The following is a 13050-nucleotide window of genomic DNA, read 5'->3' on the forward strand; positions in this document are numbered from 1 at the left end:
ATGGCCGACGAGCAATCTCCGACGGACGGGGACGCCGGGCTGACCAGGCGGGCCTGGCTCGCGAGCGGCACGGCGCTGCTCGGTGGCGGCCTGGCCGGCTGTCTGGGCGGCGGGGACGGCACCGAGACGCCGCCGGAGAGCACCCCCACGGCGACCGATAACGCAGTGGATCCGACGGCGACCGCCACGCCGACCGAGACAACGCCGACTGACGAGGCCCAGACGCAAACCGAACCGGAGGACGGCGACGCCGCCGGTGCATATTCTGTCTCGATGGCACCGATGGGCGAGGTGACCTTCGAGGAGACGCCCGAAGACATCTTCACGATCATGAGCCCCTACGCGGAGATGGCGCTGGCCCTCGGTCGGGGCGACGATGTCAACGCCGTCTACGCCGTCGAGTACACGAACTCGCTGATGGACGCCATCACCGCGCCACTCGATGGCGTCTCCGTCGACTGGCGCGACTGTTTCGACTCCTGGAACCCGAGTCCCGAGAAACTCTACGACTTAGAGAGCGAGGTCCACCTCGCCGATCCCGCTCACGTGACCACGATGGGCAAGTGGGAGCCCGACGACGTCGAGGAGATCAGCGACCGCGTCGCGCCGTGGTTCGGCAACAAGTTCAGCGCCGAACACGGCCAGCCGCCCGAAGCCTACGCCCAGGACTACGAGTATTACACGCTCTGGGAGACCTTCGGGTACGTCGCCGCGGTCCTCCGGGAACGGGAGCGCTACGAGGCCCTGCGCGCCGAGCACGAGGCGCTGGTCTCGACGATCCGGGAGGGGCTCCCGCCGGAATCTGAGCGCCCGACGGTCACGATGGTCCTCCCCTCGACGAGCGACGACACGATGTGGGTCTACGACGTGAACGGGCCGGGGTATCACGCCGCCCACACCCGGCCGCTGGGCGCGGTCGACGCCTTTGCCGACGACGACGGTGTCACCAGTGGCACCCAGATCGACTACGAGGAACTACTCGAGGCCGATCCGGACGTCCTCGTGATCCTCGGCGGTATCGTCGACACCCACGACATGCCCGCGATCCGGGAGGCCCTCGCGGACGATCCCGTCGCGGGTTCGGTCTCGGCGGTCGAGAACGGCCGGATCTACGCTCAGGGCGGGCGACATCAGGGTCCCCTGTTGAACCTCTTCCAGCTCGAGATGGGCGCGAAGCAACTCTACCCCGAGGCCTTCGGCGCGTGGCCGGGCTACGAGTCCGGGCCGTACCCGGACCTCTCGGCCGACGAACAGCTGTTCGACCACCGGCGGGTCGCCGAGACGATCACCGGGGACAGGTAACGATGACCGAGAACGAGGCATCGAGTCACACGACGAGCGCCGAACGCGACGGGCAGGGCGGCGCGGCGACCACCGACCACGACGTGATCGTCGTTGGCAGCGGCCCGGCCGGTTGTTCGGCCGGCGTGTTCACGGCCCGGTACGGACTGGACACCCTCGTCCTCGACCGCGGGCAGTCGTCGCTCGGGCAGTGTGCCGTCGTCGAGAACTACCCCGGATTCCCCGCCGGAATCGGTGTGGAAACGCTGTCGGCACTTTTCGAGGATCACGCCGCCGAAGCCGGCTGTGACGTCGTCCCGGAACTGGTCGAACGGGTCGATCGCCCGGACGACGAACGGGTCGATCAGCGCCCGGAGGGTTCCGGATTCCTCGTCGAGACGGCGGCTGGAAACACCCACACCGCCGACCGGGTCATTGCGGCGACGCGCTACGGCGGGGCGTATCTCCAGCCTGTCCTCGAAGTGGACGCCTTCCAGACGCCCGACGGGGACGATGGCCGGACCAGACTCGATCGTTCATTTCCGGATCGTGACGGCGGGACGCCCGTCGACGGTCTCTTCGTCGCCTCGCCCTCGAAGGCGGCGGATCGCCAGGCGATCGTGGCCGCCGGCCGGGGCGCACGCGTCGGGATCGCGGTCGTCGAGGCCGTCCGCCGCGATCAGGGGTACCCGCCCGCCCTCGCCCCCCACTACGACTGGGTCCGTCCCGAAGAGAGGCGCGCTGAGGAGTGGGGCGAACGCGAGACGTGGCGGGAGGTGTTCGCCGAGCGATGGCCCGCTGATCGCGACGGTGACCGACGCCGCTACGTCGAACTCCGCGAGCGGGAGATCGACCGTCGGCTCGCAGCCTATCGATCCCCCGGCGAGATCGAAGCGACGGCCGAGCGTGGCCAGCGCCGGTTGCTCGAGCATCTCGACGAGGACCTCGTCCTCGAACGCGCCACCGAGATCGCGGCCGACCGGGACACCGTGGAGGTGGACACCTGACCATGGCGGGCGAACCGACGACGCGCGACCGGATCGCTGCGCGCCTGGGCCGGCTCTCCCGGGTCGATACCTCGCTGGTCACGCTCTGTCTGGCCAGCGTGATCGTGGTGCTGGTCGCCGGCTTCGTCCAGATTCGATACGGCGACTTCGCGATGACGTGGGGGGAGGCGTGGGCGGCGGTCTTCGACCCGAACGTCCTGTTCAGTCTCCAGGCCTGGCAGGGGTTCCTGCTCGGCGGCGAGTTGCCCGAACTGTCGAATCAGAGCCTGATCGTCTGGAACATGCGCATCCCGCGGGTGATCGTCGCCGTCTTCGTCGGGATGAACCTCGCCGTCTCGGGGGCGATTTTCCAGGCCGTGACGCGCAACGAACTCGCCAGCCCGTTCATCCTCGGGGTCTCCTCGGGGGCCGGGCTCGCAATCCTGCTCACGCTCGTCGCGATCCCGGCTACGACGATCGTCGTCCCGCTGGCCGTCGCCGAATTGCACGTCAGCACGTCGATGCTGTTGCCGGTGTTCGCCGCGGTCGGGGGCGTCCTCGCGTTCGTGATCGTCTACGCCATCGCCTGGAAGAACGGGACCTCGCCGGTCCGACTGGTGCTCGCGGGCGTGATCGTGAGCACGGTCTTCGGCAGCCTCCAGCGGGCCATGTTCTTCTTCGCCGACGATCTGGGGGTCGTCCAGTCGGCCATCGCCTGGATCACCGGCTCGCTGACCGGCACCGACTGGGAGCAGGTCCGCATGGTCCTGCCGTGGTCGGTGATCGCCCTCGCGCTGGCGGTGCTCGCCGCGCGGCAGCTGAACGTCCTCTTGCTCGGGGAGCGCACGGCGAGTTCGCTCGGCATGCGCGTCGAGCGTGTCAGATTCGCGCTCTCGGGGGTGGCCGTCCTCGCAGCGGCCGCAAGCATCGCCGTGGCGGGCATCGTCGGGTTCGTCGGGTTGATCGTCCCGCACATGGTCCGCAACATCGTCGGCAGCGACTACCGGAAGCTGATGGTCGGGTGTCTGTTCGCCGGGCCGGCGCTGATGGTCGCTGCCGACGTCGGGGCCAGACTCGCGTTGCCGGCTCAGATCCCCGTCGGCATCGTAACCGGGTTGATCGGCGGACCGTACTTCCTCTATCTGATGCGCAGACAGGAAGCCATGGGTGAAATCTGATGAGCGACACACCGCAGACGGACGGCGGAAGCCAGACGGTACAGCTTCCTTCGGGAACTCCCGGCGAGAGTGCCGACGTCACCGAGGACGGCAACAGTCACGGCGAGCCATCGCCGGATGCCAGCGAATTCGTCGGCGAGGACGTCGTTGTCGGGTATCCTGGCAGCGAGGAGCCGGTGATCGACGGCGTGACGATTCGCCTTCCGCCGGGGGAAGTGACGGCATTGATCGGCCCGAACGGCAGCGGCAAGAGCACGCTGTTGAAGGGGCTCGCCGACCAGCTCGCCATCGACGCGGGCACGGTCCTGCTGGATGGAGAAGACGTCCACACGCTCGAGACGAGAGAACTCGCCCGCAAGCTCGGGTTGCTCTCCCAGGAGAACGTCGCGCCAAACAGCCTCACCGTCGAGGACCTGGTCAGTCACGGTCGGTATCCCCACCGTGGCTTTTTCGACTCGCTGTCGGACGCCGACCGTGAGGCGATCGACGAGGCGATCGAACTGGCCGGCGTCGATCACCTGCGCGACCGTTCGGTCGGGAGCCTCAGTGGCGGCCAGCGCCAACTGGTCTGGATCGCGATGGTGCTCGCCCAGGATACGGATGTCCTCTTGCTCGACGAACCGACGACGTTTCTCGATATGCACCATCAACTCGAAGTCATGGAGATCGTCGAACGCCTCCGGGACGAGAGCGACGTGACGGTCGGACTCGTCTTACACGACATCGAGCAGGCCGCCCGGTACGCCGATCACGTGGTCGCGTTAAAAGACGGGACTGTCCGGGCCAGCGGAGATCCCGAGGCGGTGCTGACCGAGTCACTCCTCAGGGACGTCTTCGCGGTCGACGCGTCCGTGGCGACGACCGACCGAGGGCTCCAGATTACGCCAGTACGCCCGTATCACGGATGACGTCTCGAAGAAGTATGGGGTGGTGATTAGTGGAGACCACGACTCCATCGGGGGTTTGGGGGGTAGGGGGTTACTGTGAGTCACCAGACCGACTGAACGCCGGGTCACGTGACAGACGACGATGTACACGGTGCGCGGCGTTCCCTGGGAGACCCGTATCCAGGCAGACCGTCTCCGCCCGCGGGACAACGGCTAGGTGACCCGGCATATCGTTTCGAGGTCCAATGACCCATCTATTTAAATACGCCACGTTCTTATAAATGTTGTCCCCGGTGTGTCGAATACCGGTAGCGAAAAACTCGAATCGTCTTATTTGTGCGTAATCCCTGGATATCGGCCGCTCATTTATATTCTCACGCACTTAAATGGGGTCGGGACGCGTTCAGGGAGGTACCCAATCTCGAACGAGTAGACCGCGGCACAACGCTTACTCCGGCAAGCGCCGAAGGTGGCGTATGGTCTCTTCAGACTGGGGCGAGTGGTTGCCGGCCGCCATCGAGGGGTCGGCCCCGGACGGTGTCGCGATCTGGTATCTGGGCTGCAACGGGTTCGTTCTGAAAGGCGAGGGAGGGACGACACTGTTCGTCGACCCGTACCTCGGGACGGGTGACCCGCCGCGGACCGTTCGGATGATCCCCGTCCCTTTCGATCCCCGCGACGTGGCGGCGGCCGACGCTGTCCTGGCGACTCACGAGCACGTCGATCACGTCCACGGCCCGAGCCAGGCCCCGATCCTCGAAGCGACCGGCGCTGATTTCTACGCGCCAGAGGCGAGCCTCACGGTGGCCGACGAGGAGAACTGGACCGACGAGTGGGACGTGACTGGCGACCAGCTTTCGGCGGTCGGGATCGGTGACACTGTCGAGATCGGTGAGTTCACGGTCCACGTCGAGGACGCCGACGATCCCGACGCCGAGCAGCCCGTCTCCTACGTCGTCGAACACGATGCGGGAACCTTCTTTCACGGCGGTGACGCCCGGCCAGGTGCCTTCGAGTCGGTCGGCGAACGCTACGACATCGACCTGGGGGCCCTCGCCTTCGGCAGCGTCGGCATGGTCCCCGAGGCGATTGGCGAGGAACCCACGCGCACGCGATGGTACAACGACGAGAACACGATCGTCGAGGCGGCCAACGAACTCCAACTCGACGCGCTCGTCCCGAGCCACTGGGACATGTGGAAGGGGATGACGGCCGATCCGACAGCGTTGTACCATCACGTCCGGTCGTTCCCCTACCCGAAGCGGCTCGATGTTGTCGAAATCGGGGATCGAATCGATCTGTAGTCCGACACGCGTCAGTCACTCCGGAAGTAACTTTAATACGGATGGTTGACCCACGTATGAGTATGAGCAACACGCAGGCGTACGAGGAAGTGACGGTGTCGGACGAGGGGGTCACAGTGGTCAAACAGTTCGAGGCCGACGAGTTCCCGGTGCCGGCGATCGCGTTTCGCATCCAGTCCCAACGCATCGAACCCGTGACGGTCAAACTCACCGACGAAGTGCCAGAAGACGTTGCCGTCGAAGACCTGGGCTTTCACCCTGAATACGGGAGCGAGCACTGGACGATCGACGGGCAGACGATCATCTTCGAGCGCGAGATCGACGCCGACTCGGAGTACACGACCGTCTACGGTATCCGCGCGACCGGGACCGACGACGTCGAGAAGTTCCTGACCGAACCGGAGATCGACTCCGTCGATCCGCCACTCGACGACGAAGGGGATCTGGTCGACGATGCTAGCAGCGACGTGGTTCGGGACGTCATCGCCGGTGACAGTGACAGCGTCCCTGGTCTCGAGGACACCGACGACGAGGAGATCGAGACGCTCAACCTCGCCGACCCGAACGACTCCGGCGAGACGGGCGATAGCGAGACGTCCGACGGCGACGAGGGTGACGACGCCGTGGGGCAGGTCCAACCCGGCTCCGTCGCCAAGACCCTCGCCGCCGAAATTCGCCAGGACGCCGTGGATGACGCCGCGCTCAGGGTTCTCAAACAGGAGTTGGATCTCGGTGGGAGCGGGGGCGACACCGACGGGAGCGCCGTCGACGCCCGAATCCAGCACCTCCAGAGCGAGATGAGCGACCTCGCCGCCTACACGTCTGCACTCGAGGAGTTCTTGGCGGAGAACGGTCAGGGCGAGGAACTCATCGAGGAGTTCCAGGGCCGGCTCGACGAATTCCAGGGTGAACTCGACGGGGTTCGGAGCGAACTCGATTCGATGTCCGGCAACGTCGAATCGGTCGAGGAGACGGTCTCTTCGAACGCTGAGACCGTCTCTGAACTCGACGGCGACGTCGATTCCATCGAAGGGACGGTCGAGAGCCTCGACGACGAACTCGACGGTCTTCGGGAGGAAGTCGAATCGATGTCGGAGCAACTCGGCGAGGACGGCGACCTGGCCGATCGCCTCGACGACGTCGAAAGCGAGATCGAAGAACTCAAAGAGTGGCGCGAACAGCTGTCCTCGGTCATCGGCGGCGCTGAATAACGCGCCAACTTGACGCCTGCGATCTCTGATACACTCCGTTGTGACTTTTCCGGGACACGTCGAGCGTCGCTCGCTCGACTCAGCGCCAGTTCGGCGAAGCCGTCACCGCAGGCCGGCGGGCGCGTCGCCGGGGAGTTCGGCCCGGTCGTGGGGCGCTCCGAATTCAGGGGCCGGCCCCGTCGGGACGATCCGCTTGGGGCTCACGTCGGGGTGGGTCGTGTAGTAGTGTTCCTTGATGTGGTCCATGTTCACGGTCTCAGCTACACCTGGGAGTTGGTATACCTCACGCAGGTACGGCCAGAGGTTGTCGTACTCCCGAATCAGCCGGTGGTTACACATGAAGTGCGTGTGATAGACCTCGTCGAAACGGACGAGGGTGGTGAACATCGCAATGTCTGCCTCTGTGAGGCGATCGCCGGCGAGATAGCGCTGGTCGGCGAGCACTGAATCCCAGTGCTCGAGGGCGTCGAACAGTTCGTCGACGGCCTGGTCGTAGGCCGCCTGGGAATCCGCAAAGCCGGCCTTGTAGACGCCGTTGTTGATCGGTTCGTAGATCGCCTCGATGATTCGATCGACGTCCTCACGGTAGCCCTCGGGGTAGAGATCGACGTCGTTCTCGGCGAGGTCGTCGAATTCGGTGTCGAGCATCCGCATGATCTCGGCGGACTCGTTGTTGACGATCGTCTCCTCCTCTCGGTCCCAGAGAACAGGAACCGTCACGCGCCCGGTCATGTCGGGGTCGGCCTCGACGTAGATCTCCCGGAGGTAGTCACTCCCGTTGACCGTATCGGGGGTACAGCCGTCCTTCTCGGGGGTGAACTGCCAGCCGTCCTCGCCGCGGTAGGGATCGACGTAGTCGACGGTAATCGCGTCTTCGAGCCCTTTCAGTTTCCGCGTGATCAGCGTCCGGTGGGCCCACGGGCAGGCCCGGCAGACGTAGAGGTGATACCGGCCGGCCTCGGGCTGGAACCGTGCGTCCGGATCGTCCTCGATGCGATCCCGAAACGCCGTCGTCTGGCGCTCGAACGCGCCGTCCTCGTTGGTGGTCTGGTAGGCGTCGGTCCGCCACTCGCCGTCGACGAGCATGTTCATGATAGCTTTCCGTAGGGCCTACGAAGGGAAAAACGTCGCAGTGACGTCGATGTTACCGCCGTTGGGGTGAGTCTGCCGCCGGGCTTCGAAGCCCTTATTTGAACGCTTTCCCTCTCTTTGACCAAGAGAACTCATGTCTGAGAAACCTGCCTCGATGTACCGGGACATCGACAAGCCGAGCTACACCCGGCGCGAGTACATCACGGGCATCCCCGGCTCGAAGATCGCACAGCACCAGATGGGCGACACCGACGCCGATCCCGAGGACTACCCCGTCCAGATCTCGCTTGTCGTCGAAGAGACCGTCCAGCTCCGCCACGGCTCGATGGAGGCCTCCCGGCTCTCGGCCAACCGCCACCTCATCAAGGAACTCGGCGAGGGCAACTACACGATGACTCTCCGGAAGTTCCCCCACCAGGTCATCCGGGAGAACAAACAGGCGACTGGCGCGGGTGCCGACCGTGTCTCGGACGGCATGCGCCAGGCCTTCGGCAAGATCGTCGGGACCGCCGCCCGCGTCCAGGCCGGCGAGCGACTGTTCACCGCCTACTGTGACGTCGACCAGGCCGACGCCGTCAAGGAAGCCTTCCGGCGCGCGTACAACAAGATCACCCCGCCCTGCCGGATCAAGGTCGAGCGCGGCGAAGAGTTGCTGATCGCCTGAGGCCGGTCCGAACTGTTTTGCCGATCGCTTCCGGAGTGAGCGTATGCTCCGGCTCGCAGTCGCAACGCAGGCCGAGTCCTACGACCGGCTTCGGGAGCCACTCGCCGAGCGCGATATCGACGTCGTTGCGCTACAGACCACCGAACGGACGATCCCGATCGGCGGGGTCTCGTTTCCCGACGTCGACGTCGGGTACGTCTTTCCACCGCGGCTGATGGAGGGCGACGTCGCGGCCGCGGCACTGTCGGTCCCGTGGGTCAACGACCGGGCCGCCGTGCTTCGGTCCCGGAACAAGGCCGGGACGCTGCAACGACTGTCCGACGCCGGTGTTTCGGTCCCCGAGACGGTGCTGATCTCGGACCCGGTCGAACGCGAGGACTTGATCGCGGCGTTCGACCGCTTCGACCCGCCAGTCCTCGTCAAACCCAATTCCGCCTCGCGCGGTGCCGGCGTCACGCTCGCACACGATCTGGACTCGTTTCTGGGGATCGCCGACTACCTCGACCTGGTCCACGACTACCGGGCGGCCGACGACCAGTCGTTTCTCGTCCAGGAGTACGTTCCGGACGCCCACGATTATCGCGTGATGGTTCTCGACGGCGCGGTGATCGGCGCGGTCGAGCGCCGGCTACCCGAGGCAGTCGATACGGACCGCTGGAAACACAACGTCCACCACGGAGGGACGCCGACACCGGTCGAACTCGACGACGAATCCCGGGCAATCGCCGAGCGCGTCGCCGACGTGCTGGAGATCCCCCTTCTCGGCGTCGATCTACTCGCGACTGAGGGTCGAATCGTCGTCACCGAAACCAACGCGCGGCCGACGATCGACCCCGAGCACTACGCGGACGGGTTCTGGGATCGCCTGGCGGCGACGATCCGGCGGGTTGCCGGACGAGACGGTCACCGGTGAGTCTCCTGGCGTCTCGACGCGAGGGTGAGTTGTCAATTTTGGTATGAAAATGGCCATATTTCCATGGTTGTTATTAACAACCAAAGCAAGGCGGAAGCGTGGCACCGCTCGATATAACGGTATTATAAACAACAAGTAACATATTGGTACAAAAATATTATTATTAAATACGTAGAATGTGGTGGTGCCATGTCGGCCTTACAGCTACATCGGTGCCCGGCGTGTGGAAGCGAGCAACGAACGAAAGTCGACCAGCAGGCAGTGCCCGGCGGAACGGACTGGCGGTACTACGAGTGTGGGTCGTGTGGCTACGAGTGGCGCGAGTGAGTGATTCCATTCCCGTACTGCGCGCGCGGAAAACAGTCGATCGTCAAGTGGGTCGGGAGAGTGCTCGCTGCCTCAGGAGAGGTCGATATCGGCCGAATTCCCCGTGGTCTCGAAGGTGACCTCGAGGATGCCGTTGTTGTAGCTGGCGTCGGCGGAGTGTTCGTCGACGCGAGCGGGCAGATCGACGCGGTCGTGATACTCCCGCTGGGTACCGGTCGCGTCGATGGTGAGTGCTTCGCCGTCGCACTTGAGGTCGATCGCGTCCTTCTCGACGCCGGGGAGATCCGCGACGACGCGGAGACGCTCGTCCTCCTCGTAGACGTCGAAGTGGATGTCCTTCGATCGACCGGGGGCATCCGGTTCCCGCCGTTCGACGTGCATATCGAACTCCCCACTCATCATGTCGTTCATCATCCGCTCTAGCTCCGTGAAGAAATCGTCAAACGGATCGTCACGATCGTCTCGTCGCATACGAAACGGTAGGAGAGACCGCGTCAAAAGCCTTCTGACAGCCGAAATATCGACCGGGCCGTCGGTTTTTCTCGACGCTGATTGTACGTTCGTAGATTCCTTGCGGAATATAGTGGTATATACATCCTTCACGACACACAATCGTGAGAGTCTCGTCTTTCACAGCCGCATATCGAAAAACATTTACTCAATACAGACCCATCTTTCGATCGGAGTTAACTAACTATGAGTGCAAGCGATCCGGTCCGAATCGGGATCAACGGCTACGGTCGTATCGGCCGTTGTACCCTTCGTGCAGCCCTGGAGAACGACGACGTCCAGATCGTCGGGATCAACGACGTGATGGACTTCGAGAAGATGGAGTATCTCACGAAGTACGACAGCGCGCTCGGCACGCTGCCGTACGACGTCGATCTCGACGGCGACAGTCTGGTCGTCGACGGCAACGAGATCGACCTCCTGAACGTCCAGAGCCCCGAGGAACTCCCCTGGGACGACCTCGATGTCGACGTCGCGATCGAGTCGACGGGCATCTTCCGGACGAAGGACGAGGCCAGCGCGCACCTCGACGCCGGCGCAGAGAAAGCGCTGATCTCCGCGCCGCCGAAGGGTGACAAGCCCGTTCCGCAGTTCGTCTACGGCGTCAACGACGACGAGTACGACGGCGAGGACGTCGTCTCGGCCGCCTCGTGTACGACTAACAGCGTTTCGCCGCCGATGCACGTCCTGCTTGAGGAGTTCGGCGTCGACGCCGCCGAGATGACCACGATCCACGCCTACACGGGCAGCCAGGCCATCGTCGACGGCCCCAAGTCCAAGACTCGGCGTGGTCGCGCGGCCGCCGAGAACATCGTGCCGACGACGACCGGCGCGTCGACCGCGACCCCGCAGATCCTGCCCGAACTGCAGGGCAAGTTCGAGGCCATGGCGATCCGCGTCCCGGTCCCGAGCGGTTCGATCACCGAGATCGTCGTCGACCTGCCCGGCGACCCGGACGTCGATGAGATCAACGCTGCCTTCGAGGAGTACGCCGCGGGCGAACTCGAAGGCTCGATGGGCGTCACCGACGACCCGATCGTCTCGCGTGACATCGTGGGTCAGCAGTTCGGCTCCGTCGTCGACCTCAAGAAGACCTCGACCGTTCAGGGCGGCAAGCTCGCGAAGATCTTCGCCTGGTACGACAACGAGATGGGCTACACGTCCCAGATGATGCGTCTCGCCGAAGACATCGTCTGATCACCGGATCCACCCCGCCGTCGTGTACAGGGCCGCAATTTCTTCAGCAGACAACACGCACCAACCATGGCTGCATTCAACACACTCGACGACCTCGCAGATGGACAGCGCGTCCTGGTCCGCGTCGACCTCAACTCGCCGGTCGAGGACGGCGTCGTCCAGGACAATCACCGGTTCGACCGCTACGCCGAAACAGTTCGCGAACTCGCCGATCGGGACAACAAAGTCGTCCTGATGGCCCACCAGGGTCGGCCCGGCCGCGACGACTTCGTTTCCCTCGACCAGCACGCCGAGATTCTCGAAGAGTACGTCGGCAAACCGATCAACTTCGTCGAGGACATCTACGGCGACGACGCCATCGACGCCATCGAGGCCCTCGACGCGGGTGAGATCCTCCTCCTGGAGAACACCCGGATGGCCGACGACGAACTCCCGGAGAAGGCTCCCGAAGAACACGCAAAGAGCGACTTCGTCCAGACCCTGTCGCCGTACTTCGACGCCTTCGTCAACGACGCCTACTCGGCGGCCCACCGCGCACACGCCTCGACGGTCGGGTTCGCCTTAGAACTCCCGGCCTACGCGGGCCGCGTGATGGAAGCCGAGTACGAGTACAACACCGGCGTCGCCGAGCGCGCCCGCGAGACTGAGGGGCAGGTCACGATGGTCCTGGGTGGCAACAAGAGCGAGGACGTCATCAGCGTCGTCAACAACCTCGGCGACGCCATCGACACGTTCCTCATCGGCGGCCTGCCGGGCGAGCTGTTCCTCCGCGCGGAGGGCTACCCGGTCGGGATGGACGTCGGCGACATGGACCTGCTCGACGATCAGTGGGAGGAGACCAAGGACACCCTCGAAGACCTCGTCGAAAACCGCCGCGACGAGTTCGAACTCCCCACTGACTTCGCTTACGAGGACGCTGCGGACGAGCGCGCCGAGATCGCGCTCGCGGACATCGAGGAGAAGGAGACGGGCTACCTCGACATCGGTCACGACACGATCGAGTCGTACGTCCCGATCATCGAGGACAGCGAGGCCGTCTTCGTGAAGGGCGCGGTCGGCGTCTTCGAGGACGAGCGCTTCGCCGACGGGACGGTCGAACTCATCGAGGCCATCGGTCGCACCGACTGCTTCTCGGTCGTCGGCGGCGGCGACACCGCCCGGACGCTCTCGATGTACGGGCTCAGCGAGGACAACTACGATCACATCTCGATCGCCGGCGGCGCGTACCTCAACGCGCTCACCGGTCAGGAACTCGAAGCCGCCGAAGTGCTGATCGAGCAGGCGAACTGAGCGCTGAACGCCGCCGACGCCGTTTCCGTCGACGCGAGCTTTTTTTCGCCCCAATCTGCCGAACCGGTAGCGTTCGCCGTCCGTTCTGGAATACCTCTTCGAGAGACTGCCAGTCGACGTCGAGGGAAATATAGTAGGATTCTACAAACACTTAAGACGACGGCGCGAACGTCCTCCAACGACCCGAGCGCGTGGCGCGGCGACCCGGCC

13 protein-coding genes are annotated in these 13050 nt (G+C 64.6%); 11 read left to right on the forward strand and 2 right to left on the reverse strand.

Going from position 1 to position 13050, the window contains the following annotated elements:
* The 6 genes from HTIA_RS11420 to HTIA_RS11445 all read left to right on the forward strand — a co-directional run bounded on the left by HTIA_RS11420 (nucleotide 1) and on the right by HTIA_RS11445 (nucleotide 6847).
* Nucleotides 1-1302, forward strand: a complete 1302-nt coding sequence (locus tag HTIA_RS11420; protein WP_008523572.1) for an ABC transporter substrate-binding protein — start codon at nucleotides 1-3, stop codon at nucleotides 1300-1302.
* A 2-nt stretch (nucleotides 1303-1304) separates the two neighbouring features.
* Complete coding sequence (locus HTIA_RS11425) at nucleotides 1305-2288, forward strand: NAD(P)/FAD-dependent oxidoreductase (protein ID WP_008523571.1); 984 nt, start codon at nucleotides 1305-1307, stop codon at nucleotides 2286-2288.
* Nucleotides 2289-2290: 2 nt separating this feature from the next.
* Nucleotides 2291-3445 carry a FecCD family ABC transporter permease gene (locus tag HTIA_RS11430; protein WP_008523570.1) on the forward strand — a complete coding sequence of 385 codons (1155 nt, stop codon included), beginning with the start codon at nucleotides 2291-2293 and terminating at the stop codon, nucleotides 3443-3445.
* The gene (locus HTIA_RS11435; protein ID WP_008523569.1) at nucleotides 3445-4353 is read left to right on the forward strand and encodes an ABC transporter ATP-binding protein; all 909 of its coding nucleotides are present in this window, start codon (nucleotides 3445-3447) and stop codon (nucleotides 4351-4353) included. The genes HTIA_RS11430 and HTIA_RS11435 overlap by 1 nt, the downstream gene beginning before the upstream one ends.
* A gap of 455 nt (nucleotides 4354-4808) precedes the next feature.
* Nucleotides 4809-5636 carry an MBL fold metallo-hydrolase gene (locus HTIA_RS11440; RefSeq protein WP_008523568.1) on the forward strand — a complete coding sequence of 276 codons (828 nt, stop codon included), beginning with the start codon at nucleotides 4809-4811 and terminating at the stop codon, nucleotides 5634-5636.
* Between the two features lie 62 nt (nucleotides 5637-5698).
* Complete coding sequence (locus tag HTIA_RS11445; RefSeq protein ID WP_008523567.1) at nucleotides 5699-6847, forward strand: coiled-coil domain-containing protein; 1149 nt, start codon at nucleotides 5699-5701, stop codon at nucleotides 6845-6847.
* Nucleotides 6848-6949: 102 nt separating this feature from the next.
* Here HTIA_RS11445 and HTIA_RS11450 read toward each other — a convergent pair whose 3' ends face one another.
* Nucleotides 6950-7939: a glutathione S-transferase family protein gene (locus tag HTIA_RS11450; protein ID WP_008523566.1), complete on the reverse strand. Its 990-nt coding sequence runs from the start codon at nucleotides 7937-7939 to the stop codon at nucleotides 6950-6952.
* 133 nt (nucleotides 7940-8072) lie between these two features.
* On the opposite strand from HTIA_RS11450, the gene HTIA_RS11455 reads away from it, so the two are divergent.
* The 3 genes from HTIA_RS11455 (at nucleotide 8073) to HTIA_RS16875 (ending at nucleotide 9843) form a co-directional block, all read left to right on the forward strand.
* Nucleotides 8073-8603, forward strand: coding sequence for a 50S ribosomal protein L16 (locus HTIA_RS11455; RefSeq protein ID WP_008523565.1), 531 nt, complete (start codon nucleotides 8073-8075; stop codon nucleotides 8601-8603).
* 43 nt (nucleotides 8604-8646) lie between these two features.
* Nucleotides 8647-9516, forward strand: coding sequence for an ATP-grasp domain-containing protein (locus HTIA_RS11460; protein ID WP_008523563.1), 870 nt, complete (start codon nucleotides 8647-8649; stop codon nucleotides 9514-9516).
* Between the two features lie 189 nt (nucleotides 9517-9705).
* A complete protein-coding gene (locus HTIA_RS16875; protein ID WP_008523562.1) occupies nucleotides 9706-9843 on the forward strand; it encodes a hypothetical protein in 138 nt (45 codons plus the stop codon).
* 72 nt (nucleotides 9844-9915) lie between these two features.
* Here the strand turns inward: HTIA_RS16875 and HTIA_RS11465 are convergent, their stop codons facing one another.
* Nucleotides 9916-10314: an Hsp20/alpha crystallin family protein gene (locus HTIA_RS11465; protein ID WP_008523560.1), complete on the reverse strand. Its 399-nt coding sequence runs from the start codon at nucleotides 10312-10314 to the stop codon at nucleotides 9916-9918.
* 225 nt (nucleotides 10315-10539) lie between these two features.
* On the opposite strand from HTIA_RS11465, the gene gap reads away from it, so the two are divergent.
* Entirely contained in the window at nucleotides 10540-11550 is a 1011-nt protein-coding gene (gene gap, locus HTIA_RS11470) for a type I glyceraldehyde-3-phosphate dehydrogenase (protein WP_008523559.1), read from the forward strand.
* A 66-nt stretch (nucleotides 11551-11616) separates the two neighbouring features.
* The gene (locus tag HTIA_RS11475; protein WP_008523558.1) at nucleotides 11617-12840 is read left to right on the forward strand and encodes a phosphoglycerate kinase; all 1224 of its coding nucleotides are present in this window, start codon (nucleotides 11617-11619) and stop codon (nucleotides 12838-12840) included.
* Nucleotides 12841-13050: the final 210 nt, after the last annotated feature.

It is taken from the genome of Halorhabdus tiamatea SARL4B, from assembly GCF_000470655.1.
GTDB classification, from domain to species: domain Archaea; phylum Halobacteriota; class Halobacteria; order Halobacteriales; family Haloarculaceae; genus Halorhabdus; species Halorhabdus tiamatea.